Origin of the sequence: Umezakia ovalisporum Ak1311 (assembly GCF_029891685.1) — a bacterium.
GTDB classification, from domain to species: Bacteria; Cyanobacteriota; Cyanobacteriia; order Cyanobacteriales; family Nostocaceae; genus Umezakia; species Umezakia ovalisporum.
On record NZ_JANQDJ010000047.1, the window covers coordinates 19668 to 46488 of the forward strand.

At 41.2% G+C, this 26821-nt stretch carries 22 protein-coding genes, 1 tRNA gene and 5 pseudogenes; 11 read left to right on the top strand and 17 right to left on the bottom strand.

Going from position 1 to position 26821, the window contains the following annotated elements:
• Window positions 1–32: 32 nt before the first annotated feature.
• Both NWP25_RS08455 and NWP25_RS08460 read left to right on the top strand, forming a co-directional pair.
• Window positions 33–529, top strand: a pseudogene (locus tag NWP25_RS08455) (IS701 family transposase); the annotation flags it as partial.
• Window positions 530–804: 275 nt separating this feature from the next.
• Window positions 805–1221, top strand: coding sequence for a Lin0512 family protein (locus tag NWP25_RS08460; protein ID WP_280699206.1), 417 nt, complete (start codon window positions 805–807; stop codon window positions 1219–1221).
• 33 nt (window positions 1222–1254) lie between these two features.
• Here the strand turns inward: NWP25_RS08460 and NWP25_RS08465 are convergent, their stop codons facing one another.
• The 5 genes and pseudogenes from NWP25_RS08465 to trxA all read right to left on the bottom strand — a co-directional run bounded on the left by NWP25_RS08465 (window position 1255) and on the right by trxA (window position 6642).
• Window positions 1255–1536 carry a hypothetical protein gene (locus NWP25_RS08465; protein WP_280652757.1) on the bottom strand — a complete coding sequence of 94 codons (282 nt, stop codon included), beginning with the start codon at window positions 1534–1536 and terminating at the stop codon, window positions 1255–1257.
• 224 nt (window positions 1537–1760) lie between these two features.
• Window positions 1761–3527, bottom strand: coding sequence for an arginine--tRNA ligase (gene argS, locus NWP25_RS08470; RefSeq protein ID WP_280652758.1), 1767 nt, complete (start codon window positions 3525–3527; stop codon window positions 1761–1763).
• A gap of 401 nt (window positions 3528–3928) precedes the next feature.
• Window positions 3929–5261, bottom strand: a pseudogene (locus tag NWP25_RS08475) (IS701 family transposase).
• 258 nt (window positions 5262–5519) lie between these two features.
• A complete protein-coding gene (locus tag NWP25_RS08480; protein ID WP_280657049.1) occupies window positions 5520–6182 on the bottom strand; it encodes a nitroreductase family protein in 663 nt (220 codons plus the stop codon).
• Window positions 6183–6312: 130 nt separating this feature from the next.
• Window positions 6313–6642 carry a thioredoxin gene (gene trxA / locus NWP25_RS08485; RefSeq protein WP_280652760.1) on the bottom strand — a complete coding sequence of 110 codons (330 nt, stop codon included), beginning with the start codon at window positions 6640–6642 and terminating at the stop codon, window positions 6313–6315.
• 79 nt (window positions 6643–6721) lie between these two features.
• Here trxA and NWP25_RS08490 point away from each other — a divergent pair, with 79 nt between their 5' ends.
• Window positions 6722–7081 (top strand): ArsR/SmtB family transcription factor, encoded by a 360-nt coding sequence (locus NWP25_RS08490; protein WP_280652811.1) that lies wholly within the window; start codon window positions 6722–6724, stop codon window positions 7079–7081.
• Here NWP25_RS08490 and NWP25_RS08495 read toward each other — a convergent pair.
• The gene (locus NWP25_RS08495) at window positions 7074–7217 is read right to left on the bottom strand and encodes a hypothetical protein (protein ID WP_280699208.1); all 144 of its coding nucleotides are present in this window, start codon (window positions 7215–7217) and stop codon (window positions 7074–7076) included. The genes NWP25_RS08490 and NWP25_RS08495 overlap by 8 nt on opposite strands.
• Window positions 7199–7405, bottom strand: a pseudogene (locus NWP25_RS08500) (hypothetical protein); the annotation flags it as partial. The pseudogene NWP25_RS08500 and the gene NWP25_RS08495, both read right to left, overlap by 19 nt.
• Between NWP25_RS08500 and NWP25_RS18825 the strand changes: the two are divergent.
• Window positions 7404–7752: pseudogene (locus NWP25_RS18825) on the top strand (IS701 family transposase); the annotation flags it as partial. The pseudogenes NWP25_RS08500 and NWP25_RS18825 sit on opposite strands and share 2 nt — an antisense overlap.
• A 447-nt stretch (window positions 7753–8199) precedes the next feature.
• Here NWP25_RS18825 and nadA read toward each other — a convergent pair.
• Window positions 8200–9174: a quinolinate synthase NadA gene (gene nadA, locus NWP25_RS08505; protein ID WP_280657050.1), complete on the bottom strand. Its 975-nt coding sequence runs from the start codon at window positions 9172–9174 to the stop codon at window positions 8200–8202.
• Window positions 9175–9324: 150 nt separating this feature from the next.
• Here nadA and NWP25_RS08510 point away from each other — a divergent pair, with 150 nt between their 5' ends.
• Together NWP25_RS08510 and NWP25_RS08515 are read left to right on the top strand one after the other, a co-directional pair.
• Window positions 9325–10230, top strand: a complete 906-nt coding sequence (locus NWP25_RS08510) for a TIGR04168 family protein (RefSeq protein ID WP_280652762.1) — start codon at window positions 9325–9327, stop codon at window positions 10228–10230.
• Window positions 10231–10379: 149 nt separating this feature from the next.
• Window positions 10380–10464, top strand: a tRNA-Ser gene (locus tag NWP25_RS08515).
• 153 nt (window positions 10465–10617) lie between these two features.
• On the opposite strand, the gene NWP25_RS08520 is transcribed toward NWP25_RS08515, so the two are convergent.
• Window positions 10618–11520 (bottom strand): S1 RNA-binding domain-containing protein, encoded by a 903-nt coding sequence (locus tag NWP25_RS08520; RefSeq protein ID WP_280652763.1) that lies wholly within the window; start codon window positions 11518–11520, stop codon window positions 10618–10620.
• 186 nt (window positions 11521–11706) lie between these two features.
• Window positions 11707–12456, bottom strand: coding sequence for a dienelactone hydrolase family protein (locus NWP25_RS08525; protein ID WP_280652764.1), 750 nt, complete (start codon window positions 12454–12456; stop codon window positions 11707–11709).
• 209 nt (window positions 12457–12665) lie between these two features.
• Between NWP25_RS08525 and NWP25_RS08530 the strand changes: the two genes are divergently transcribed.
• On the top strand, window positions 12666–13652 hold the full coding sequence (locus tag NWP25_RS08530) for a GntR family transcriptional regulator (RefSeq protein WP_280652765.1): 987 nt from the start codon (window positions 12666–12668) through the stop codon (window positions 13650–13652).
• 107 nt (window positions 13653–13759) lie between these two features.
• Here NWP25_RS08530 and NWP25_RS08535 read toward each other — a convergent pair.
• From NWP25_RS08535 to NWP25_RS08560, 6 genes and pseudogenes are all read right to left on the bottom strand, one after another.
• Window positions 13760–13996: pseudogene (locus NWP25_RS08535) on the bottom strand (zinc ribbon domain-containing protein); the annotation flags it as partial.
• Window positions 13997–14002: 6 nt separating this feature from the next.
• A complete protein-coding gene (locus tag NWP25_RS08540; RefSeq protein WP_280652766.1) occupies window positions 14003–14914 on the bottom strand; it encodes an alpha/beta fold hydrolase in 912 nt (303 codons plus the stop codon).
• Between the two features lie 126 nt (window positions 14915–15040).
• Window positions 15041–16375, bottom strand: a complete 1335-nt coding sequence (gene clpX, locus NWP25_RS08545; protein WP_280652767.1) for an ATP-dependent protease ATP-binding subunit ClpX — start codon at window positions 16373–16375, stop codon at window positions 15041–15043.
• A 9-nt stretch (window positions 16376–16384) separates the two neighbouring features.
• Entirely contained in the window at window positions 16385–17083 is a 699-nt protein-coding gene (gene clpP / locus NWP25_RS08550) for an ATP-dependent Clp endopeptidase proteolytic subunit ClpP (protein WP_280652768.1), read from the bottom strand.
• 299 nt (window positions 17084–17382) lie between these two features.
• A complete protein-coding gene (tig, locus tag NWP25_RS08555; RefSeq protein WP_280657051.1) occupies window positions 17383–18804 on the bottom strand; it encodes a trigger factor in 1422 nt (473 codons plus the stop codon).
• A gap of 468 nt (window positions 18805–19272) precedes the next feature.
• Window positions 19273–19416: a hypothetical protein gene (locus NWP25_RS08560; RefSeq protein WP_280699210.1), complete on the bottom strand. Its 144-nt coding sequence runs from the start codon at window positions 19414–19416 to the stop codon at window positions 19273–19275.
• A 162-nt stretch (window positions 19417–19578) separates the two neighbouring features.
• Here NWP25_RS08560 and NWP25_RS08565 point away from each other — a divergent pair, with 162 nt between their 5' ends.
• The 4 genes from NWP25_RS08565 to NWP25_RS08580 all read left to right on the top strand — a co-directional run bounded on the left by NWP25_RS08565 (window position 19579) and on the right by NWP25_RS08580 (window position 24645).
• The gene (locus tag NWP25_RS08565) at window positions 19579–20631 is read left to right on the top strand and encodes an aspartate-semialdehyde dehydrogenase (RefSeq protein ID WP_280657053.1); all 1053 of its coding nucleotides are present in this window, start codon (window positions 19579–19581) and stop codon (window positions 20629–20631) included.
• A 148-nt stretch (window positions 20632–20779) separates the two neighbouring features.
• Window positions 20780–21664, top strand: a complete 885-nt coding sequence (gene dapA / locus NWP25_RS08570) for a 4-hydroxy-tetrahydrodipicolinate synthase (RefSeq protein WP_280652772.1) — start codon at window positions 20780–20782, stop codon at window positions 21662–21664.
• Window positions 21665–22026: 362 nt separating this feature from the next.
• Window positions 22027–23799 (top strand): ribonuclease J, encoded by a 1773-nt coding sequence (locus NWP25_RS08575; RefSeq protein ID WP_280652773.1) that lies wholly within the window; start codon window positions 22027–22029, stop codon window positions 23797–23799.
• A 468-nt stretch (window positions 23800–24267) separates the two neighbouring features.
• The gene (locus NWP25_RS08580) at window positions 24268–24645 is read left to right on the top strand and encodes a Mo-dependent nitrogenase C-terminal domain-containing protein (RefSeq protein WP_280652774.1); all 378 of its coding nucleotides are present in this window, start codon (window positions 24268–24270) and stop codon (window positions 24643–24645) included.
• Window positions 24646–24739: 94 nt separating this feature from the next.
• Here NWP25_RS08580 and NWP25_RS08585 read toward each other — a convergent pair whose 3' ends face one another.
• Window positions 24740–26698 carry a caspase family protein gene (locus NWP25_RS08585; protein WP_280657054.1) on the bottom strand — a complete coding sequence of 653 codons (1959 nt, stop codon included), beginning with the start codon at window positions 26696–26698 and terminating at the stop codon, window positions 24740–24742.
• Window positions 26699–26821: the final 123 nt, after the last annotated feature.

Below are 26821 nucleotides of genomic sequence, written 5' to 3' on the forward strand. Positions count from 1 at the left end.
GTCGAGATGCTCACCCGACAGAGGGAGTCATACAGGAAATGCCAGAGAATTCTAGTTCTTTTGTCATCACCAATCTTAAAGGACATCTCAAGAAAAATTTAGGGGACTTTTATGGATTAAGAACATGGGTAGAATATGGTTTTCGCCAGTGTAAACAGGAATTAGGTTGGACAGATTATCGGGTTACTCATTTCCAGCATATTGAGAGATGATGGGAAATTGTTTTTTGTGTTTACACAATGATTAGTTTAAACTCTCCAGGGTTTTTATCCTCCCTTCAATCTCATCAGTTTGGGCTTGATATACCAGAAATCAGTTCATTTGATTTCACTACACATCAACAATGGAATTATCAAAACGGATGGAAGAATACTCTCAATAATATGCGCTCTTAATTGTCCAACCACTTTTAATCTTTTGGTTGATTTATCCCTGGCTTGATGTTTTTCCCAATTCCAATCTGCTGCTTGGATTTAACTACATCATTAGTGCTATGAATGACTTCAAACCCTTTTATTCCTCTGCATAATTTACTATATTTACTGCTTGTTTATTTCGCAAAGTGATAAAAGAGGGTAAGTGTCATAAGAAAGCTTGTTTGATGACATTATCTTAGTGGAAGGTAATAGCAATGATGGGAGTATTTTGGTTTTCAGTTTTCGGTTTTCTTTGGCTTATTGGCTTAAGTTTATTAGCAGAAATTTGGTTTTCCGAAGAAGAAGAACAAATTTCATCAGATTAAATGACTGCTTGTAGCGCTGTTGAGCGATACAGTGGGAAAATGAAGATGCTCAGGAAGTAACTGTGGCGGGTAAACGCTTAATCATTGAAATGGGAATGGGAATAGATCAGCATGGACAGGAACCCATAGTAGCAGCTGCCAGACCTGTGCGTAATGCCATTGCGCCGAGGGTAGTGGCGAAGGCCATCGCTCACAACCCCTTACCTCGTGTTTGGGAAGTTGCTGGTTTAAGCGATCCCAATAAGATCTTTGTAGAAGTTCAGATAGCTGTTCCCTATCCAGAACAAGTTAAACAAGAGGAAGCACCAGCTGTACTACCGTTTGGGCATAAAACCTTAACCGTAGGATCTGGGGGGATGGTAGTTCACGGGCGAGGAATTGCGCCCACCTCAGTACCGAAGGAAATGGCGCCTTTCAACAACAAAAATGACGAAATGTTCATAGCTGTAGCCGCTGTGAAAGTTTTGATTGAAAGTTAACTGTATTGCGCTACTTCTCCATCTGCAACTGGTTTATTCAACTTCATCTTTCTGTTCTTGTGGCAACAGCCGATCCAGCTTACACTCAATAGCCATGAGTTTCTTCAAAATAGTCGGGCGATCGCCATCTAAAGAAACTAGTAAGTTAGCGATTAATTCTTGAATGTTGGTTAATCTTGACACAGCATTTTGGAGTTGCACCATTCCTTCCCGGAGTTCTTGTCGTTCCTGACGAGCATCAGCTACTTCATCTAACATAGCCTGGGCTGTTTTAGCATTAATCTCCATTAACTGTTTAATTTCCTTATCATTCATGGCGATTTTACTTTGACATTAGTATTATTACTTATCATATAATTATTTAATTTCTTTATCATTTATGGTTATTGTACCTTGATATTAGTAATATTACTTATTATTACAGCAAGTTTCACCACTAATTCAGGCCAGCCAGCAGCTATATATGTACAAAAAATGCAAAGGTACACACAGCCAAGAATCCTCCGTGTACCCCGGGTTTAGTTAAAAATATGCTCTTGCTACATCCTCTCCAACACCGGAATCCCCAACAAAGATAATCCCAACTTCAGAGTTCTAGCAGTCAAGTCACACAAAACTAAACGGGATGTTCTCAGTGGTTCCTCGGTTTCCAGCACCCGTACCCCTTGGTTACGATCATAAAACTGATTAAACTTTTTACTCAACTCATACAAATATTCACCTAATCGATTAGGTAGTAATTCCTGCTCTACACTACTAATAACCTCATCTAATAGCAACAAATACTTAGCCAACGCTGATTCTGTTTCATGCTGCAACAGAACCTGAACATTCTCTCCCAACTCACTAAAATTAATTCCAGCCTTACGGCTAATCCCCTGAATCCTTGCATAGGCGTATAACATATAGGGTGCAGTATTACCCCTGAGATCCAGCATCTTATCGTAGCTGAAAATATAATCACTGGTGCGGTTTTGGCTTAAATCAGCATATTTAACAGCACTGATACCAACTACCTGAGCAACTTTACTAATAAATGCTTCAGTTTCTTCACGTTCTTCTTCTTGTAATCTACGTTCTAGATCAGCACGGGCGCGAATCACTGCTTCATCTAATAAATCTCGTAACTTGACAGTATCACCAGAACGAGTTTTAAATTTTTTACCATCTTCCCCCAATACCAAACCAAAGGGAACATGAACAAGTTCTACATCATCAGGAACCCATCCAGCCTTGCGTGCGACTTGGAAGAATTGGGCAAAGTGGTTAGTTTGTCCAGCATCAGTCACGTAAATGATGCGTTTAGCTTCATCTTTTTGAATGCGGTAACACAAAGCTGCTAAATCTGTTGTGGCGTAGTTGTAACCACCGTCGGATTTTTGCACAATCAAAGGCAAAGGTTCGCCTTCTCTGTTGGCAAAACCTTCCAAAAAAACAACCTTAGCTCCCTGATTTTCCAGCAATAAGCCGGATTTTGCTAAATCTTCCACCACTGCGGCAAGTAGAGGATTATAGAAAGATTCTCCGCGTTCAGTTACTTGCACATCTAGCAAGTCATAAATTACTTGAAACTCTCGCCGTGACTGTTCGCATAACAGTTTCCAAGCATGAAGTGTATCTTCTGCACCTGCTTGTAATCTAACAACCTCCTGTCGCGCTGTTTCTTGAAAAGCTTGATCTTCATCAAAACGCTGTTTAGCTTGACGATAAAAGCTAACTAAATCTTTAATATCTAAAGCATTAGCAGTGGTGAGGGCTTCTGGGTAAACCTCCCGCAGGTAAGCAATCAACATCCCAAACTGCGTACCCCAATCACCCACATGATTCAACCGCAAGACATCATGTCCGCGAAATTCCAAAATCCGGGCGATGCAATCACCAATAATCGTAGAACGCAAGTGCCCCACGTGCATTTCCTTAGCAATGTTCGGACTAGAAAAATCCACAATTTCTCGTTTTGGCGTTTTTGCTTTAGGAATTCCTAGTCGAGAATCTGCTTGAATAGCATTGAGTTGTGCTTCTAGGTGTGTAATCTTGAGTTTAAAGTTGATAAAACCGGGTCCAGCGATCTCTGGTGTTTCGCAAAAGTCAGATACATCTAGTTTTTCAGCAATAGCAGAGGCGATGGCTCTTGGTTGCTGTCCCAACCTTTTACTCAGAGACAAAGCCACGTTCGCCTGATAATCACCAAATTTAGGATTACTAGCAGGTACCAAAATCGGATCTACTCCAGCATACTCCTGGCCAAAAGCAGCCACCAAAGCCTGCTCAAGTTTAAGTTTTAGTTGTTCTTGTGTAGCATTCATATATAAATTTTATTTGTTTGAGATTGCTATGCTCTGGCTGATAGTCAGATATTCCCAAGGGCTTGATTATTTTAACCTGAAAGTATAGTTACCCAATCCAACTGACTACCGTCATGATACATGACCATTCTGTCCAGCAAGCCCAGGAGGTTGTCATGCTATTAGCCAGCAGTAGAAAAATTACTGGCACCACAACAGTTAGTACAACACAGCAAAAAAATTGCGGACTGTAATATGTAAACAAATCTTGAAAATTAAAGTCTCAATTTCCTCATTCTCTCTGGGTCAGATAAATCTTAGTGTATGTGACGCATTTGTTTCTAAAACTTTGAAACTATGGTGAATATAGATTTATTCCTCTTTTACACTTTGCGAAATAAACAAGCAGTAAATATAGTAAATTATGCAGAGGAATAAAAGGGTTTGAAGTCATTCATAGCACTAATGATGTAGTTAAATCCAAGCAGCAGATTGGAATTGGGAAAAACATCAAGCCAGGGACAAATCAACCAAAAGATTAAAAGTGTTTTGACAATTAAGCGCGCATATTATTGAGAGTATTCTTCCATCCGTTTTGATGATTCCATTGTTGATGTGTAGTGAAATCAACTGAACTTATTTCTGGTATATCAAGCCCAAGCTGATGAGATTGAAGGGAGGATAAAAACCCTGGAGAGTTTAAACTAATCATTGTGTAAACACAAAAAACAATTTCCCATCATCTCTCAATTGCTGGAAATGAGTAACCCGATAATCTGTCCAACCTAATTCCTGTTTACACTGGCGAAAACCATATTCTACCCATGTTCTTAATCCATAAAAGTCCCCTAGATTTTTCTTGAACTGTCCTTTAAGATTGGTGATGACGAAAGAATTAGAATTCTCTGGCATTGTTTCTGGGTCTGTAGTTGATTCCCAGTAAGTTATATCTCTTCTTTTACCATAAATTATTTCCCTGATATATCTTGTCTTTGATTTTTGGTTACTAAATTTTATTGTGAATTTACACCACTTATTCGCCCTAACCCTCTCATTGGCTCCTACCCAGACTGCATGATTACTTTTAATTGCTACTACATAAGCTGACTTATATGCTAATAATTTTATTATAAATTGCCCACTCTCACCATATAAACTATCTGCCAATACTAACTCAATAGTAAAGCCAAACTCGATTAATTATGTAATTATTTGTGTCGCTAATTCTATCTTGGTCTTATATTTCTCTTCTGCTTTTAGCTTCCCTTGGGGTTTGAATACTTTGAACAATAACGGAAATGTTATGTTATCCTAAACTCCATAGGTATTGATTGACTCACACTATCCCTTATCTATTTTCCCTACACTTCCTAAATATTGTCTGACTACGTAATCAGTCTTTTTACCTTTTTTCCTATCTCCTGTTTCATCGATGACTACGGTAATTGCTTTTCCATTTAATGCTCTCTTGATTTTCTCTAATCTTCGGTTCCTTACTTTTTCTACTGGCCACTCTGACTTGGCGATAAAATGATGTAATGATTGGGCTGAGTTGATATTTACTACTTTTGCTATCTCCGTTAATGATTTTCTTTTGATTGTTGAAATTATTCCCAAATGTGAATATTTGAAGCATTCATAATTCCTTACTTCTTTGAATATTTCTCTGTACTCCTCACAATATTCATCTATGACTCCCTCTGTCGGGTGAGCATCTCGAAATAAATCTTTCAGGATTTGCAAATTTACATCCATTGCTCTACCTTGTAGAGTTTTTTCTTTTAAATATTATATTCTTTATTCTCGGAAAGTGACATAAGAGGGATAATATCGGCTATGGAATAAAAATTCTTTACGTCACTACCAGCAAATAGTTTGGTTTTACGACAACCTGTAATCTTAATTGGTAAATTTTCCGTATTTGGTGAAAATATTTTGGTTATAAATATGTGGATATGTTGTGTGCAGTTAACACTCTCACGGCTACAAGCGCGTGAGAGTGTCAATTTTCCATTATCCCAAATAGGGATTACCTATCTTACCAACAGACACGTTATGAGATAGTGGTAAGCGCCCAGGGTTTAAGCGCGGCTCTGCTGGATAGCCCACAGGTACTAAAACAGCGATTGCTAAATCAGGATCGTCTGCACCAATTACTTCTTTAACCTGTTCCTCAATCCAGCCATTCATAAAGCAGGTAGACAACCCTAAACTTTCCGCCGCTAATACTAAATGAGTAGCAGCAATCATGGCATCTTTAACGGCATATTCTCGGCGTTTGTCTCCCAGCGCTGCTTGAAATTGGGGAATGGCGCTTTTAAAGTAATTTACTGTGCCTTCGTTCCAGGCTCCAGTAGCCATGGCCTGTTCAAAAACTGGGGTTAAATCTTGTTCTCCAGCCCTGGGATCGGCAGCAAAAACAAAGGTGACTGGTGCTTGAATAATTTGCTTTTGATTCCAAGCTGCTGCTGCTAATGCTGCTTTTTGCGCCTCATCTTGGACTAGAACAATTTGCCAATCTTGGATATTAAAACTACTTGGCGCAGCCACAGTTAACTCTACCAGTTCCTTCAGTAATTCCGGGTCAAGAGGGTCCGTTTTAAAAGTTTTGATAGAACGACGTTGGATGATGGCTGTAGGTACATCTAAAGGTTGAATTTGGGTAATAGGATTCATGAGATTCTCCTGATAAGTACGATATTGAACTTGTCTTTTCAGCTTGATTCTAGTTCTAATTATTAAGTACTACCAAGGACTTAGGAGTTTTTATTCTACTCAATTCCTGATAGTTACCAACCCTAAGTTATCATTGTTGAATATGCTGCTCTAAAGTTTTGACTAGAGTAGTTTTCAGCACTGCACCCACCACTGTATCCACTTGTCTTCCCCCTTTAAATACCATCAGTGTGGGAATGCTCCGAATTCCGTAATGACTGGCAACAGTGGGGTTTTGGTCGGTGTTCAATTTTACCACTTTTACCTGTCCTAGGTATTCGCTAGCAACCTCATCTATAACTGGAGTTACCATCCGACAAGGCCCACACCAGGGTGCCCAAAAGTCCACTAACACTGGAATTTCACTTTCTAGCACTTCTTGCTTAAATGTGGCTTCTGTGACATTTGTTACGGATGACATAATAGCCTCCTCATCTAATTCTGTTATTCGATTTTATCGAATAAACAAAATATACGCTATTTCAAGAGATAATGCAATGATGAAATTCTTATATCACCCAGACCGAAAACATATTTCCTTACCAGGAGTGCTTTATGCTTTAGGCGACCCAGTGCGGCTAGAGATTGTGCGTTTACTGGCCACTCAGGGTGAGCAGTGTTGTGGTAAATTTAATTTTGCCATTGCCAAGTCAACTATGTCCAATCACTTTAAAATCTTACGGGAGTCGGGAGTTGTGTTAACTCATAAGGAAGGTACACAACATATCAATAGATTAAGACATGAAGATTTAGAGGCTCTGTTTCCAGGTTTGCTGGATGCAGTGTTACGCTCCGCACAACCATTGCGACTGTATACAAAAACATCAACCATTGATGATGAACAGTCCTTAGTTAGTTAGTGGGATTTTCTTGTGCTGTTTCTTGATTATCTTTGAGATTTTTGTTTTCTGCCATCAGGGGTATTTTCACTATAAAAGTCGCTCCTTGGTTTTTACCCAAACTTTCTGCTTTATTCTTCAGACAGATATATAGCAATAGTATTTTTTTATGAAAAGACTCCGTACAAGAGACATACAATCAAAGGTAGTGTTTCTAATGAACCACTTAAACATCGACTTTAAATGAGATAATATTGGAATTAAAGCACAAAAACGGACAACCCAGGTTTTTGCTTGTAAACAAATATCTTCAATAGGATTTTGTTATGGGTAATTAGGCGCAAAAGTGAAATTCCTCCGGGTCGCTGTTTCTACCAACGAAACGCATTATGTCGCCACTAACGATTTATCTCAAAGTTCCACGAATGTTGTACACTGGGTGTGTAAAATTTCTTGAAAAATCGGCTAGTTTCACTGAGATATTAAACAACTAACTAGCATTGAATCTTGTCAATGTCATAAAAATAGGCTTGAAAAAAATTATATTACTTCTGCAATGTTGGTTTGGATTAGATTAAAGAATTTAGCCTATCAAACCCTTCAAACTGTTTATTAAAACAAGCATAATTTTCTGTCTAATTATTTAATTGTTGCAAGGCAAACTCCCAAGTATTCCTATGTGCTTGGTTTAATTTAAATTCTCCCGTAGCAGAGTTTTATTGATTGTGATAGTTTTTTCAATTGCTTTAAGTTAAAATTAAAGCTTTACTTATAGCAATATTAAAAACTATCCGTTGCAATCAAAAACCCCCGTTTTTCAAACAAGCGAGGTTCTTAACTGTGGCTTGCCGAATAAAGCTGAAACATTTATGTATCAAGGCTGTAAAGGCTCACAGAAGTAAAAAATATTCAAAACCTATGCACCGATTGATTCCATAGGCAAATATTTTCACAAATATAAATCCTCAAAACCCTGCTCACTCTTTTGTGTTTTCTGTTTCCTTTGCTCACAAATAACTTTTTCAGCAAATCCTAAGCATAGTTAAGTCTACAAGACTACCGGAAAGCGAGTCAAAACTTCTGCTTTCTAAGCATAGGAATGTACGCGATTAGGGCCTTTAGCCCCATTGAAACCAAATCTAAACACTCATTTCTAGCATCCTCTCAATCGGACGCAGTGCCGCAATGCGAATCTCTTCTGACATGGTGATTTCAGGGGTACGATTTTTCATCGTTAAATATAACTTTTCCAGAGTATTTAATCGCATAAATGGACATTCGTTGCAAGCACAGTTATTCAATGGTGGAGCAGGAATGAAGTGCTTACCAGGAGCCAGTTTTTGCATTTGGTGAATAATACCTGGCTCTGTAGCCACGATAAATTCTTTTGTAGGGCTACTTTGACAATATTTGAGTAAAGCTGCTGTTGATCCGATAAAACTGGCATGACGCAATACACTAGTTTCACATTCTGGATGAGCGATCACCTCTGCTTCCGGTTGAGTAATTTTTAACTGGACAATTTTCTTTTCTGAAAAAGTTTCATGGACAATACAGCTACCCCCCCATAGAAGCAAATCTCGTCCGGTTTGTTCCATGACATATCGCCCCAAATTGCGGTCTGGGGCAAAAATAATCGGCTCTGATTGCGGTATTTTTTGCACAATCTTCACAGCGTTGGAACTAGTGCAGATAATGTCACTCATTGCTTTAATCTCAGCAGAGCAGTTGATGTAAGAAACTACGAGATGATCTGGATGTGCTGCTTTAAAAGCTGCAAATGCTTCTCGTGGACAACTATCTGCTAAAGAACAACCAGCATCTAAATCTGGTAAAAGCACCAATTTATCGGGATTTAGTATTTTTGCTGTTTCTGCCATAAAGTGAACACCAGCAAAGACAATTACATCTGCTTTGGTTTTGGCTGCAGCTTTAGCTAATTGTAATGAATCACCAATAAAGTCGGCGATATCTTGAATATCCGGTTCTTGATAGTAATGGGCTAGGATAACCGCATTGAGTTCCTTTTTCAGATTCGCAATGGCAGTAAATAAATCTAGTGGTAGTTCACCCTGTGGGGTTTTGTTTAGTTGAGGTATTGCAGTGGTAAACACAATTAGGAGTTGCTTTAAGTTGCAAGTTTTTGTTCTGTGGATTCAATTATAGTAGTTTTTACCAAAAATAGTAGGCAGTAGATCTCTTGCTAGTTATATCCAAATCCGGCGGAGTTTCATATGCTGGAGATAGACTGCAAGGAAAGTGGCATGACCAGTCAGAAAACGAAATCAATAACCCTAAAAATTGCTGTAGTTGGAGATGTTCACGACCAATGGGAATTAGAAGATGGCATTGCACTCAAGTATCTGGCTGTTGACTTGGTGCTGTTTGTCGGTGATTTTGGCAATGAATCGGTAGATGTGGTCAGAGCGATCGCCTCCCTCGATATTCCCAAAGCAGCTGTGATGGGAAACCACGATGCCTGGTACAGTGCCACGGAATGGGGACGCAGGAAATGTCCATATGACCGTTCCCAGTCAGATTGGGTACAGGAACAACTGGATTTATTGGGATCTGCCCATGTAGGTTACGGTAAATTAGATTTTCCCGCCTGGAATTTAACTGTCGTGGGGGGGCGTCCCTTTACATGGGGCGGGCCAGAGTGGAAATTTGCGGACATTGTGCAAGAACGTTATGGTGTGACAAGTATGGAACAATCCGCCGAGCGCATCTTCAAAGCCGTAAAAAGTGCCGCTCATGAAACGATTATTTTTCTCGGTCACAACGGCCCTAGTGGTTTAGGTGATCGCCCTGAAGATCCCTGTGGTAAGGACTGGCATCCCATCGGTGGTGACTTTGGCGATCCAGACCTCGGCGAGGCCATTTCTCAGGCTCTCACGGCTGGTAAAAACATTCCTTTGGTGACATTTGGTCATATGCACCGTACCCTCAGACACACCAAAAAAGTGCAGCGCAAAACTGTATTTAAAAGTCCAGAAGGAACAATTTACTTAAACGGGGCAACTGTACCCAGAATTTTGGAAAATCAGGGTGAGAAGTTGCGTAATTTTTCCATTGTTTCCTTAGAAGCAGGTGAGGTGTCCCAGGTCTCCTTAGTGTGGGTAGGCTATGATTTCCAGGTAGTTGTGGAGGAAATTTTGTACCAGCAATAGCGAACCTTGGCGGAAATAGTTGCTTTCAGGAGTGCAAATTGCCTAGATAATGAGATATAGTATTAATGTCTGTCAGCTTGTTAATGTTCGACAAAAAAGACTATAATGGCATTTTGTTGTGGGTTAGTTAAAAGCTCGACAGTTTTATTGGAGAGGTGGCAGAGTGGTCGATTGCGTCCGACTTGAAATCGGATGAGGCTAAAACCTCCGGGAGTTCGAATCTCCCCCTCTCCGTTGGGCTAATTGAAGGAGTGTTTTTAATTTTAACTTCCCAAGTTCTAATTACTTGCTGAAGTTGTTTAATCTCAGTCATGGTTAGCTGTTGAGAAACAAAAATGTATCACGCCAAAACACAAAGGGACAAAGAATTGGCGTGAAACTCCGCACTTATTCAGCAGGTTTGTTGATAGCTCGGTTGGCACGCGCTTCGGCTGAAGCCATAACTTCATCAAAGTTATCTAAGATTTCTCCAGGGAAGTTTTCTAAAATCCTGGTAGAAAGAGTTACCCGGCCTTTCCCTTCATCTAGGTCAATAATTACAGCTTTAACTGTTTGACCAACTTGAAAAACTTTTTCTAGAGATTCAATGAACTTTTGACTGACTTGCTTAATATGTAGCAAGGCACTAAGTCCATCTAAATCTACAAATACTCCAAAAGGTTTAACACCAGTGACTTTACCTTCTACCAGCTGATTTAGTTCTAATAAGCTGAAGTTACTAGAACGAGTCGCCAAGCGCTGAGAAAGTATAAGTTTGTTGTTACTACGATTAATTTCTAAAAAACTTACAGTTAAGTTTTGTCCCCTAAGTGCTTCTAGGTTATCACGGTCTGCTAAGTGCGATCGCGGGATAAATCCTCGCAAGGAGAGCAAATCAACGGTAACACCCCCTTTATTCACACCAGTTACCCTCGCTTGCACTGTCTGGCCAGCTTCTTGCATTTGTGTCAGTCGTTCCCAGATTTGCTGAATTTCCAGTTGCTTTCGCGAAAGGGTGACTTGGCCTTCTGCATCCTGGTCTCGGATAATTAAAAACTCCAGTTCCTCTTGCAATGGCAGCACCTCTGATAAATCCGTCACTGCTCTCAAAGAAGCCTCATCACGGGGAAGAAAAGCGGATGACTTGCCACCAATATCTACATAGGCTCCATTGGAGTCAAGTTGAAACACTTTTCCATGTACAACTTGTCCCTTTTGAAACTGGTAGTCGTGTACTTCTAGTGCTTTGGCAAAATCGTCCATTGTAAAAGAAGAATTGGCTGGTTGAGAAACTTTCGATTCGGAGTTCATGACGATAGAAGATAAATTATTATTTGACGTGATGCCACTGGAGTTTTACTAAACGCCTAACAAATTCCAAGCTAGTGGGAGTGTTAATTGAATATGCCTGTAATTATGGCATGATTGTTTGCTTGGCAAAACAAGCCAAAATAACTCGAATAGTTTCGAGTTTGGGGACTTGCCAATACTTTTTGTCTAGGCTCCTAACACACTGTGAAAAAGTTGTTTTACCTGCTCCCAAGCATCACCTGCGGCTTTAGGATTATAGCTGGCGCGATGGTCACAGAAAAATCCGTGGTCAGCTCCATCGTAGCGAAACACACGATGAGAAATTTTGCATTTTTCTAATTCTGCAGCAATTTGATCTATGTGTTCGCTGGGGATGCTCACATCTTCCATACCAAAGAAAGTATAGATTGTGCCTTTTATTTCTGGAGTACGAGTGATGGTGGGAGCGCCACCTCCTGGTGTGCGAGTCACAATACCTGCACCGTAGAAGGACGCAGTGGCTTTAATATCTGGTAGGGTAGCAGCTAAATATGCTACATGACCCCCAAAACAAAAGCCAATACAGCCAAAGCTATGTGGTTTCACCTGGGGTAAATTTTTGAGATAGTCGATAGCTGATTGAATATCATTCAATAACTCTGATACTTGAGTTTGCGTCCAAGCATATTTTCTGCCAATTTCAATATATTCCGGGGTGTAGCCTGTTTCAAAACCAGGAGCTTGACGTTGAAAAAGTGCCGGAGCAATAGCTACATATCCTTGTTGAGCAATTCGTTCTGTAACTTCACGAATGTGAATATTGACACCAAAAATTTCCTGTAATACTACAATTGCTGGGTAAGAACCATATGCTTGTGGGTGGGCTAAATAAGCCGATATTTCCAGATTATCTTGCGAAAGATGAACGGTTGTGGTATTTATTATTTGCTCTGTCATAAGAATTTTTACCCGTGCTGTGTGATTAGATATGTGATTCTTTGATATAACCATGCCACTAACTGGAGACTATTTTCCCAGCACAGTTGACGAGATGAAGTGCGGAGATGAAAAATTTGTCCGGCAAAAGTTCCCTGTGTATATAAAATACCTGATATGTAATCAACGCATTTAGTTAGTTGCCTCTACTAATATCAACAGGTTTGGTAATGATTCAATTCCGTATTCAGCCAGACAGTGAAATTCCTGCCTCAAACCAGCTGTTTAATCAAATTCGGTTTGCGATCGCTTCGCGGCAATATCCGCCTGGATATAAATTGCCGAGTACACGGGCATTAGCCATACAAACAGGTTTACACCGCAATACCATTAGCAAAGTTTACCGTCAATTGGAAGAAGACGGGTTTGTGGAAAGTCTGGCAGGTTCGGGAATTTATGTCCGCACCCAAGGTCATGAAGGCGGTAGCAAGCTACAATCGCCTATGGTCAAACCACACAACGAAGATGGGTACAAACTGGTGCAAAAAGCACTGAATGAGATGCTTTCTCAAGGCTATTCACTCAATCAAGCGCGGGAACTATTTTTAGGTGAAATTGATTGGCGGTTACGTTGTAGCGCCCAAGTGTTGGTTGCAGTTCCATCTCATGATATGGGTGCCGGTGAATTGATGGTATATGAATTAGAAACGGCTCTCAACATACCTGTGCAGTTAGTAGCTATGGAAGAATTAACGGCCATACTCGATAAAACTAACTCGGCAACGGTGGTGACAAGTCGTTATTTCATTAGCGATGTAGAAGCGCTCGCAGCCCCAAAAGCTGTACGTGTGATTCCTCTGGATATCTACGACTACAGCAAAGAACTAAATTTATTAAAAACTTTGCCCAAAGAAAATTGTGTGGGTATAGTTAGTCTGAGTTCAGGAATTGCCCGTGCAGCAGAAGTGATTCTTCACGGTTTACGGGGAGATGAGCTATTAATAATGACTTCACAACCAAAAAACACCTACAAGCTGCAAGCGATTGTCAAACGGGCGGAAGTAATCATCAGCGATCAAGCGAGTTTTCCTATTGTACATGCAGCAGTACAAGCATCTGTGGAGGACATTATTCGTCCACCTAAACTAATTAAGGTAGAAAACTATATTGGGGCTACGTCAATTAGTTTGTTAAAACGTGAACTAGGTTTAGGTTAAAGAAGATCAACCCGGCAGCCTCAGGGGTGAACCTGCAAAGTCTTTTCGGTTTGCAAATTAAGTAAATGTTGACATACTCTGCACCTAGAAGTGTGGGGGTTCTGGGGTCAAACAGCAATTGCCTCGGGTACTGAGCTTCGCGCGATCGCTGGCATAGCCCGTGTAACATGACCCAAGCCAATGGTTGATGCCCCAACCATTTGAATAGTAAATGCGGCGTTTTCATCCAGTCCGTTTACAGAATTACAAGATGGACAACGCCATCCTCCAACATATAAATCGAGACTTGCCAAGATATCCCCACAATGAGAAGAAGTTTTACTAGAGGGATACCATCGATCTATAGGGATCTATATAGACAACTTGTTGACTTGCAAAAACTCTTGCACTCGTTGTAAGTAAGTTCGCGCATCTTCCAACATAGGAAAATGGGATGTATTAGGAATAATGGCAAACTCAATGTTGTCACTCTTTGCCGCCGCTTGACACCCCATTTTCGCAGGAATAATCTGGTCATACTCACCAGCTACGAGCAAAGTCGGTACTGTGAGCTTGGCAAACTCATGAGGCATTAATTGAGCCTGTGCTTTACTGACTGAAGTATAAATTGTGCCCAATGCCGCATCATAGTCAGCTGCGAGAAAATCTTGTAAAAAAGCCTGGCGTTCGGAACTGGGAATGGGGCTGTGCAAGAATCTAGCCATAAATATTCTGTCAACAAACGGTATTTTACCCAACCACTTGTAGCGAAATTTGACTACGTAACCACCAAATTTATGAAAAGCAGTAAAAGCTTTTTCGTCGTACTCAAAAATGCCGCTACAAGTTAAAATGGCTCGTTCTACTCGTTGGGGATAGCTGTTGATAAATAATGTAGCAATAGATGCACCCATTGAATGGGCATTAATATAAATGCGTTGGAGTTGTAACTCATCTAGTAAAGCTGCTAAATCCTCAGCATACTCCTCTAATTCATAAGTTAACTCTTTAATTGCTGCTGATTTTGCTTGGGTAGACTGAGACTCCGCAACATATTCACTGGCTTGGGTGATGGTGGGTTTTCCACGAGAACGCCCAAAACCCCGCAAATCGTAGAGTAAACAATCAAATTGGTCTACTAAAGCATCAGCAGTACTTTTCCAGTACCTAGCTGAACCAGCCCAACCGTGAATAAAAACCATTACTGGCTTTACGAAGCAGGCAGACGGTTTTTTCACCCATTGATAATAATGCTCGACACCACGGACAGAAATATAAGGCATTTTTCCAAATTCAAAAATCAAGAGTGACTCGGCATAGTCTTAGAAGTTTTCCTTATGAGTGATTACCGAACTCGGAAGAAGTCAAAAGTCAAAAGTCAAAAGCTAATGACCAATGACTAATGACTACTAAGCTGATTCTGGCTTAGGTAAGGAAGATGGATGCACTATCAATTCGGATGTTGAGCGCTTCTCTACCATTTCTTTGGTAACCATACAGCGACTGACATCCTTACGGGATGGTAATTCGTACATGACATCAAGCATCAATTCTTCCACAATGCCTCGCAACGCTCGAGCGCCCGTTTTACGTCGGTAGGCTTCTTGAGCGATGGCTCGCAGAGCATCCTGTTTAAAATCTAATTGAACATTATCCATGTGGAGAAGTTTTTGGTACTGTTTCACCAAAGCACTGCGTGGTTTGGTCAAAATTGCCATTAGGGCTTCTTCATCCAAGGGATCTACCACTGCTATCATTGGCACTCGTCCAATAAACTCGGGAATCATACCAAACTTCACTAGGTCGTCGGGTTCTAGATAACGGAGAATATCAGCAGACCGTTTTTCTTTGGATTGGTTTTCGCCCGGCTGCACAAAACCAATTGACTTTTTGCCTATTCTTTGCTCTACCACCTTCTCTAAACCTACGAAGGCTCCGCCACAGACAAACAGAATATTACTTGTATCAATCTGGATACAATCTTGATAAGGATGCTTACGTCCGCCTTGAGGTGGCACATTGGCGATTGTTCCCTCCAACATTTTCAGCAAAGCCTGCTGCACGCCTTCACCGGAAACATCGCGTGTAATGGAGGGGTTTTCACTCTTTCGAGCTACTTTGTCTATTTCGTCAATGTAGATAATTCCCCGTTGGGCTTCCTCTACATCCAAATCTGCCACTTGTAACAGTCGCAGCAGGATATTTTCCACATCTTCACCAACATACCCTGCTTCTGTCAGTGTGGTGGCATCAGCAACGGCAAAGGGCACATCCAAGATTGATGCTAAGGTTTGCGCCAAGAGGGTTTTACCGCAACCAGTCGGGCCAATTAACAAAATATTAGACTTTTGCAATTCTACAGCATCATCTGCGCCATTTTTGCCTTTCGACTGAAGGGCTGCGAGACGCTTGTAGTGATTGTAAACCGCTACTGACAATACTTTCTTGGCTTCGTCTTGACCGATAACGTGTTCGTCTAGATAATTTTTAATTTCTCTAGGCTTGGGAATTTGGTTAAATGAAAAATTAGAAGAGCGGGGACGACGTTTTTGAGGTGGTTCTGACCTTGGTGCTGGTTGCGACGCAGCAGTATTTGTGTCAAGTAACTCTTCATCTAGGATTTCATTACACAAGTCAACGCATTCATCGCAGATGTAGACTCCCGGACCTGCGATTAATTTACGCACCTGCTCTTGAGACTTGCCACAAAAGGAACACTTTAAATGGGAGTCGTACTTAGACATACCAGCCTCTTATTTCAGAATGGTGACGTTTTCCCTTGCAGTGGGAATGTTTTGTCTGGAGATGACTTGATCAATTAAACCGTAATTTTTTGCCTCTTCTGCCGACATAAAGAAGTCGCGTTCAGTGTCTGCCTCAAGTCTTTCTAGGGGTTGACCAGTATGATGACTCAGTAGCTGATTCAACTGAGCCTTCACATAAAGAATTTCTCTGGCTTGAATTTCAATATCAATAGCCTGACCTTGAGCACCGCCGAGTGGTTGGTGAATCATGATGCGAGAGTCCGGTAGAGACATGCGTTTACCAGCAGAACCTGCTGCTAAGAGAAATGCCCCCATACTGGCGGCTAATCCAAAACATATGGTAACAACATCGGGACGGATTTGCTGTATTGTATCATAAATTGCCATCCCTGCGTAGACGGAACCACCAGGAGAATTAATGTACAGTTGAATATCTTTTTCTGGGTCTTCCGCGTCTAAGAACAGTAATTGAGCAACAATTGAATTGGCTACAGTATCATCTATGGGAGTACCCAAAAAGATAATCCGCTCACGCAGCAGGCGGGAGTAAATGTCGAAAGCCCTTTCTCCCATGCCAGACTGCTCCACCACCATCGGTACAATGTTGGTGGGTTCGCTTCTGTGAGAGCTAATTTTGATTCTACTTAAACTATGGATGGGATGATTTCCCCAGTGGGATAGAAGCATATAAGAAGAATTGAGAATTAAGTTAGTAGAGGGTTGCCAGCAGTTCTTGCTGCCTTTTTAACGAATGCAATTTTATTTGAGCTATTTGTTAACCATTATGCCTTATGGATATAGCTCTCGGTACAGAAGATCAAGCTAAAGCCATGATAGATGGACTATTTCTTTAAGATTCCTTAAAGATGTACGCGAAATTTGGTGTTGAGATGCAATTAATCAGGTCTCAGCAAGAAACTACCGAGTTGGAAAATTTTGACTCAGCAGGTTTTGGACAGACGTAATTAATCGCGTCTCAGCACAAATTATATGGATTCTGTACTAGGGGTGACGCTTTGCTCCTCAATCTGAGTTTCGGTTTTGTCGGATTCGGTTGCTGTTTCTACTGCGGAACTGAGAGAACCTTCGGGCAGAAGTTCGACTGATGAATGCTCTAGTAACCAATCAACGATTTTTTCGGTTAAAAGTTCATTTTCCACCATCGAACGCATTCTTTCAGGATCAAGGTCTTGGTCTGCATATTGCTGCATCAGTTCGGCAACTCTGTTTTCCACCTGTTCTGGTGTGACCTTGATGGATTCCCGTTTACTGACTTCCAGTAAAGCCAAAGACCGTTTCAGGCGTTCAATGGCTTCATCACGGGATCGCTCCCGCAATTGGGGAATAATATCTTGGGTAAACAGCTTTTTCACATCCAAACCTTGCTGAGAAAGCCGCATTGCTGTTTGCGTCAGCATGGCATCTATTTCTTTGTCAATCCAAGTTTGTGGTAGGTCAACTTCCACGTACTTGAGCAGTTCTCCCAACAAAGCTTCTTGCTGGTTCGATCTAGTTTTTTCCTCAGCTTCCTTTTGATATCGTTCTTCTAAAGAAGCACGCAGTTCATCCAAGGTATTAAAGTCACTGACTTCTTGGGCAAAGTCGTCGTTCAATTCCGGTAGTTCTTTTTCTTTAAGTTCTTTGAGTGTCACTGTGAAAATTGCTGCTTTTCCAGCTAACTCCTGATTGGCGTAAGGGTCTGGGAAACGAGCCGAAATTTCTCTGGTTTCTCCAGCATTCATCCCCACCATCCCGGATACAAAACCAGGAATAAACTTATCTTCTTGCAATTCCAGTTGAAAATCTGTAGCTTCAGATCCAGGAATTGGAGTAGGCTCGCCTGTTTCATCTTCGCCTTCGCCTTTAGCTAGCACACCTTTAAAATCCACTACGGCGACGTCCCCAATTTGGGCTGCACGTCCTTCCACAGGAATCAGCGTTGCTAATTCTTGCCTTTCTTTTTCCAGGACTTGATCAACTCGACTAGAGTCGTGTTTAACTTCCTCGGCTTTGGCTACTAAACCGCTGTACTGTAGCAGATTAACTTCTGGTTCTACATCTACGGCTGCTGAAAAAGTCAGAGATTTTCCTGGTTCATAATTACTAATTAGCTCCTCAAGGGAAGTCCGCAGTTGTGGTTGTCCAATTGCCCTAATTTCTTCTTGTTTGAGCGCTTTTTCTAGGCCATTTTGAACTATTTCTTCCAGTGCTGCTGCTTTGATGCGGGTTACACCCAGGCGCTGTAGCAATATCGGTCGAGGTACTTTGCCTTTACGAAACCCAGGAATAGTTGTAGTACTAGCTAAGTTTTTAATTACCTGTTCGTAAGTTTGCCGGGTAATTTCCGGCGTAATCTCGATTTCCAGACCAATTTGGCTGGCGGGAAGTTTTTCCTGGGTAACTTTCATGCTTCGTCTCTATGTTTCTGTTTTTTTTGGCTCCAAGCACTCACAAGAGGCGATTTACCGCTTCTGTGGGTTGATTGCTCTTGGGTTGGGAATGGAAGGTGCCCACAATTTATTTGTTAAAATCCAATATATTACATGGATGAGTGCCTTCAGTAGATATCCAGTTTACCGCCAATGGCAAAGGACTTGACAATTTACCGCAATAACTTTACCTATTCAAACTCCAACTCGTTACAATAACTTAAGCAATCTTGTTTTTCTCACTTTAAAGGTCTAACACCGTGATATCCTGGTTTTCAACTAGGGACCCTTGCTATGAATTCTTCTGCTCTTGGAACTGTCTGCCTTGTGGGACGTAGAATGAGTGCTACCCTAGCACGAAGCCACACTTTAACCGTGCTGATTGCAGTCCATCTGCATCACAGTACATCCAAGGCAATTGACAACCCACTTTAACCAAATATTTGTTTATTTGAAAACCTTGACAATTACACCATGCTGAAGTGTAGATACTCCTTTTTTCCACTGGAGACGAGGTTGTTGTACAATAGCATTATATACTTCTATATATAGGTGGGAAACAATGGCATCAATGCTACTAAGTTTCAACATTGTTTAACTTAAGGTAATCTAGAAAGTAAAAAGACTATATTCGTAAAAGTAACCAAAAATTAAAAAATTATTGAAAATCTGCAATCAGTATTTGGATAAGTAAGTATAAATTGTAAGTTGTTGAGAACAGTTACACGTGACCGCTTAAAGGAGAAAGCCAGTTTGTCGAAATCCTATCGTATAGCTATTTTGGGAGCCACTGGTGCTGTTGGCACAGAGTTGCTGGAATTACTGGAAAGCCGTAACTTTCCGGTGGCAGAATTGAAGCTATTGGCATCAGAGCGGAGTGTGGGGCGATGGCTGCGGTTTAAAGGTGAGGATTTGCCAGTAGAATTAGTCAGCCATCGCACCTTAGAAAACTTAGATTTAGTGCTAGCTAGTGCTGGTGGTTCCACATCTAAGACTTGGGCAGCCGTTGCCGTAGAAAAAGGCGCAGTGGTAATAGATAATTCCAGCGCCTTTCGGATGAAACCGGAAGTTCCCTTAGTAGTCCCAGAAGTGAATCCCTTAGCGGCTGCTAACCACCAAGGTATTATCGCCAACCCCAACTGCACAACAATTTTGATGACGGTGGCAATTTGGCCATTGCATCAAATAAGTCCCATCAAAAGGATTGTAGCCTCAACCTATCAATCAGCCAGTGGTGCAGGTGCCAAAGCAATGGCAGAAGTGAAAACCCAAGCAAGGGCTATCTTACAGGGACAGGAGCCACTGGCTGAAGTTTTGCCTTATCCGTTGGCGTTTAACTTATTTCCACATAACTCGCCCTTAAATGATTTAGGTTATTGTGAGGAAGAAATGAAAATGGTCAACGAAACTCGTAAAATTTTTGGCGACCAACAGGTTAGAATTAGTGCTACTTGTATCCGGGTTCCCGTACTGCGTGCCCATTCGGAAGCAATTAATCTGGAATTTGAAAGTCCATTTAGTGCAGATGCAGCCAGAGAAATTTTAAGTTGCGCTCCTGGAGTAAAATTAATAGAAGATTGGAAAAATAATTACTTTCCCATGCCTATGGAAGCTACCGGTCAAGATGAGGTTCTAGTGGGTAGAATTCGCCAAGATATTTCTCATCCATGCGGCTTAGAACTTTGGTTGTGTGGTGACCAAATCCGTAAAGGCGCAGCGCTGAATGCAGTACAAATCGCCGAGTTATTAGTAGAAAGAAATCTACTCAAACCCGCAAAAGCATACGTTTCGAGTGAAACAGAATAGCCAATTAAATTTTAGGTATTTAACGCTATGAAGATAGATAAAATACATATCTGTAAAATACCATTGAAACAAATTGAGCAATAGGTTATCAAAATAGAGAACCACCGAGAAATCAAAAACCAAGAGGCTAATTAGGAGTGAAAACAGGGTGGGAGAATTTGGCAGAGTTTTAACCGCTATGATTACGCCGTTCAAAGCAGATGGTAGTGTCAATTATGATGTAGCCGCAGAACTGGCAGCACATCTAGCTAACAACGGCACAGATACATTGGTGGTATGTGGGACAACAGGAGAATCCCCCACCCTGACTTGGGAAGAGGAATACCAGTTGTTTGTGGAAGTATTGCAGTCCGTGGCAGGGAAGGCTAAGGTGATAGCAGGATGTGGTTCTAATTCCACCAAAGAAGCGATCACAGCTACCGAAAAAGCTGCTAAGATAGGAGTACATGGTTCATTACAAGTTGTACCCTATTACAACAAACCTCCACAAGCAGGTCTCTACCAGCATTTTCAAGCAATAGCCCAAGCTTGTCCAGAATTACCATTACTGTTATATAACGTCCCTGGACGTACAGGTCAAAACCTCAGTCCAGAAACTGTTGCTCGGTTGGCGGAAATTAACAATATTATTGGCATTAAAGAAGCTAGTGGAAATCTAGATCAGGCAAGTGAAATTCGTCGCTTGACACCAAAAGAATTTCAGATTTACTCTGGAGATGATTCTCTGACTTTGCCCTTGTTAGCAATCGGGGCAACCGGGGTTGTGAGTGTGGCTTCTCATCTGGTAGGCAATCAACTACAGCAGATGATCCAAGCTTTTAGTGCCGGAGGAATTGCCATTGCCAGCCAAATTCATCTACAACTATTTCCGTTGTTTAAAGCTTTATTTTTAACTACAAATCCCATTCCGGTTAAACAAGCATTGAAACTTAAAGGTTGGGAAGTTGGCTCAACTCGTCTGCCGCTATGCAAAGCTGACTCAGATGTTACTGATAAGTTAAAGGCAGTGCTGGAAAAACTTGATTTAACCTAGACAGTAGTTCGTTGAATACTGACCAGTTTGTAGTTGCTAAATATGTATATCAGCAATGAAAATAATTCTAACTGGTTTGCACTTTAAATTTGTAGGTTCAAACTGTTATAAATGTATTATTATTTTGTAGTTGAGTAAGGTATGAGATTTAATAATCAACAGATGGAGACAGATAAAATAAATTTGTATTTGATGAAAATGAGTAGAGTTGTATATGTGAAACCGTTTTATTAAAGAAAAAACTAAATATATCAAGGCAAAATTAGCTGTTTTAACATCAAAAGCTAGAATTTTCTTTGATAAAAAGATTGCTAACTTTTAATTTATTAAAGCTGAAAAACCAAGAACAATCTAAGGAGAAAATGGTAAGTAACGAAACTAAGTCTGCCCTCAAAATTATTCCGTTGGGCGGTTTGCATGAAATTGGCAAAAATACCTGTGTTTTTGAGTACGAAGACGAAATTGTCCTTTTAGATGCGGGATTAGCCTTTCCGACGGAAGGAATGTTGGGGGTGAATATTGTCCTACCAGATACAACTTATCTACGGGAAAATCGGCAGAAAATTAAAGGGATGATAGTCACCCACGGTCATGAAGACCATATCGGTGGTATCGCTTTTCATCTCAAGCAATTTGACATACCTGTGATTTATGGACCCAGACTGGCAATGGCAATGCTAGAGGGTAAATTAGAAGAAGCAGGGGTACGCGATCGCACTGAATTAAGATCAGTTAAACCGCGTGATGTAGTGCGTATTGGTCAACATTTCTTTGTGGAATACATCCGCAATACCCATTCCATTGCAGATAGCTTTACAGTGGCGATTCATACGCCTTTAGGTGTAGTCATCCACACAGGAGACTTTAAAATTGACCATACACCTGTAGATGGCGAAAACTTTGACTTGCAAAGGTTAGCAGAACACGGTGAACAAGGTGTACTTTGTTTATTGAGTGATTCAACCAACGCAGAAGTACCAGGATATACACCTTCGGAACGCTCAGTTTACCCCAATCTAGACCGGGAATTTGGTCAAGCTACCGGGCGCTTATTTGTCACCACTTTTGCTTCCAGCGTGCATCGCATCAATATTATTTTGCAGTTGGCACAGAAGCATAACCGTGTGGTATCGGTTGTTGGTCGTTCTATGCTGAATTTGATTGCTCATGCCCGCAATTTAGGTTACATCAAATGTGATGACAGTCTATTCCAGCCACTGCAAGCAGCGCGTAATCTTCCAGATGAAAAAGTAGTTATTTTGACCACAGGCTCTCAGGGTGAGGCAATGGCAGCTATGACCCGCATTGCCAACAAAGAACATTCCCAAATCAAAATTCGGCCAGGAGATACGGTACTATTTTCTGCGAACCCAATTCCTGGTAATACTATCGCTGTGGTCAACACCATCGATAAATTGATGCTTCAAGGAGCAAAAGTGGTCTATGGACGGGAAAAAGGTATTCATGTCTCTGGTCACGGCTGTCAGGAAGACCAAAAATTGATGATTGCCTTAACCCGTCCCAAGTTCTTTGTGCCATTTCACGGTGAACATCGCATGCTAGTGAAGCACTCGGAAACGGCTCAGAGTATGGGCATTCCTGCAGAAAATATCGTAATTATCCAAAATGGCAACATAGTAGAACTAACACAAGATTCTATTAGTGTTGCAGGTACAGTACCATCTGGCATAGAACTTGTGGATACTACTAGTTCTGGCATGGTCAGCGCCAAAGTGTTGCAAGAAAGGCAACAGATGTCAGCAGAAGGCATTATCACTATCGCCGCAGCCATTGATTGGAATGGCAAACTTCTGGCGAAACCAGAAACTCATCTCCGGGGTGTGGTGACTAGTGTAGAGCGATCGCTGATCCAAAAATGGGTACAACAGCGAATTGAAGAAATACTCACTGTGCGTTGGACAGAATTCGCCCAGCCTCGGGAAGGCGAAAGAACAGAAGTAGACTGGGGTGGATTGCAGGGAATGTTAGAACGAGAATTGCAACGTTCTATCCGTCGGGAATTACAATGCCAAGCAACTGTGACATTGTTGATGCAAATTCCTGAAGAACCACCTGTAAAAGTTGCCGATGGTAGAAGACGGCGCACTCGCACTACTGCTCAGGTAGCATCTTAATCAATAATTAGCGTCACCCTCAAGGGTGCATCTGTACGAAAAAAGCCTGCTTAGACAGGCTTTTTTCGTCATGACATTTAGCGTGAAGGCAAACAAAAACCCTAGACTGCTATTACCTTCACACATTACAACGACTATTTTTATTTCTGATATTTCTACCTAGCCCAAGCCCTGTAGAATTTGTGTATATGAAGTTATGTAACAATTAGATTTAAACCTGTCCAATGACAGATGACTTCATTAAAATTTAAAGTGTGTCAAGTTATAAACAAGATTAGATGATTACACCCCCGATGCTGCGAAAATTGCGATTAACTTGACGTAGTAATAAATTGGATTCTGACGTAAGTGGCTACTGTAAAACCTATTGTAACTCGGTCAGTAAACAATTTTTTCGGGAAAGGTAATTATTAGGTTGTATACATTCATCAGAAAGGTGAATAACCTCATTAACATAGAGGATTGATCATGAAGGTATTTGACAATACCACAAAAAAGTTTTTTTTGGCAAGCTGGGTATCGGTTAATCAAACAGAGACTAGTAAAGCTCCTGTGACCCAGTTACACCATTCGGCTCCTCAGTCTAACGGTGATATTCTCCAACCCCTGCGGCAGAGGATAGAAAATATTGAAATTAATAATCCTCAACTAGCTCACCGCTTGTGCAAACTCATTCCTGCTCAATGTCCCTTTGAGCGTGATGTCAAATTATTCGGGAAAACTCTGTTTCACATTCCGCCTATGTGTAAACTCAATCCTTTGTTTGAAGAAGTGGTTGGTTTACGCTTCCGAGCGCTGTGCTACCTTGCGGACCAATGTGGTGAAGATATATCGCATTACTGCTAATACTAAGTGTTGAATAAAATATCCTGAATCAAAAGTTAAGAGTTAGGAGTTGATAATTAACTCCTAACTCGTTTGCATTTTTAATTTGTAATTTTTAATTTTTTCTAAGTTGCCATTTTTGGATGGCTTCTTGAGCGTCTTCGTAAACGGCCGTGAGTTCTGGGACTAAAGTAGCCGTTTCAATTGCTCCCTGAATATCGCCTTGGTCAGCTCGACTCTTAGCCAAGTCCAAAATTTTTTCACTCCATTCATTAATATATTTTTGGGCGCTATCAAATCCTAGTTGACCCGGTGGAACTCTTCTAGCGACTTCGATAGCACGATTATATGTTGATGCTTGTCCGGGACGAATTAAGGCTTGAGCTGCATCTAAAACAGTTTGATTACCCAGATATTGTTGAGCTTCTAATTGCCATTGGCTAATTGCTGCTTGTGCTTCAGGATAAAGGGCTTGGTCTGGGGAAACTAATTGAGCAGCGGCAATAGCATTTGTATATTCTTTTTCCTGGGCGCGACTTTCTGCTAAGTCTAGAATCATACGACTCCAAATTTTAATATTGTCCTGAGCTTGTTCGTAAAGTGGTTCACCTGGTTGAATTTTACTGGCGGTAGCGATCGCCTGGGCTAAATCACTAGCTTGAGTTGGTCTCAGAGAGATTTTTGCTAAGTCTAACAGTGCTTGACTTTGCTTTTGAGATTCAGAATTAGAGGCGATTTGGGCATTAGATTGGTTTTCTGCCCTCAGGGTGGTTGGTGATGTTTCAGAAACAGAGCCAGCATTGGGCTCAGGGACAGCAGTAGTGGCTAATGGGCGTGATATTTCTTTAACTTGCAAAAATTTCGCCTGATTGCGGAGAACAACCACAGAAATTAAAGCTACTACCAATAAAGTGCCGCCTCCCCAAAATAAAAACTGTTTCCATAGTGGGCTGTCTGCTTGATTATTAGAGTACCGCGAAGGATTAGGTTGGCGCGCATTGGGAATGAATCTTGCCCCCGTGGCCTTGTCGCCGTTGACGTGGTTTTGTTGTTTCAAGTCCTGCTGTTGAGCCGAGGTAGATAGTGGTTGTTCTTCCAATTGGCCAATAGCTGGGATGAGGTTTGACAAATTCACTGACTGAGATTGATTAGCGAGAGTAGTTTCCAAACCTTGATGTTTTTCCCAGACAGTCGTCTTTTGAGTCTTGGCTAAATTTTTGGAGGTTGTTATCCCCAGAGGAGGGGCTGTAAGTGCAACAGCAAAAGTTTCCTCTGGAAAAATAACTGGTTCGCTTCCACTGGTTTGTATAACATTGGAAATTAGTTGATTGTACTTAGGCAACTCCAACTGCGGCAGTATTGGTGGTGATTTAGATGGAAATATCGTTACAGGGTTTTGTGTAGGTCGCCAGTAGTGTTGACATAGTTCCGGGGTGAGGAGACTTAAATAGTTTTCTAGATCAGTCAAGTTACTGGCATTACCAGAACGTAAAGCCTCTAGTAATGCAGCTGTAAAGAATCCGTGACCTAGTTCGCTACTTTCATGAGAGAATTGATCTGATTGGCAAGAAAGAATTGTGGCTGTTTGTAGTTCTTTAGCAAGCTCTATGATTTCTAGCCCAACGGGACTGCTTGCTTGAGTGCCAAAAGCACGATTGATGTCAAACAACAGCAGTGTATTAATTTCAGCCAGTTGCAGGCTTTGCATTAGTGAGCGCACTTCTATGCCAGTTTCTTCCACTAATTCTGGATTTGCTTCTACTGGCATTAGGTAGTCTTTCCCGTTGTAACTAAGCCCATAACCGCTAAAGAATAACCACAGATGGTCTTGCGGTTGCCAACAAGTTGCTGTCAAATCCTCCAGCAACATGAGAATATTTTGCTTAGTCGGATAGGTGGATCTTTGCCTGATTGGTGGTGAAGAATCACTTATCAACACACAGTGTTGCTGTACCAAGCCTCCTTCTTGAACCAAAAAGTTGTTTAGTACTTCGGCATCTGCTTGAGCGCAACGTAAAGGTTGAAATGACTGATATTGATTGATGCCAATTGTAATTGCCCAGTAATTTGCCATCCCGCTCTTTGTAGGTTGTAGTTTTTTTGCCTAAAATTGCGGTTGCCTTTGCTGAAAAAACAAAGCTAACCTATGTCTTATAATCTGTGGATAATATTATCGAGTTACTGAATTAGGAGCAGT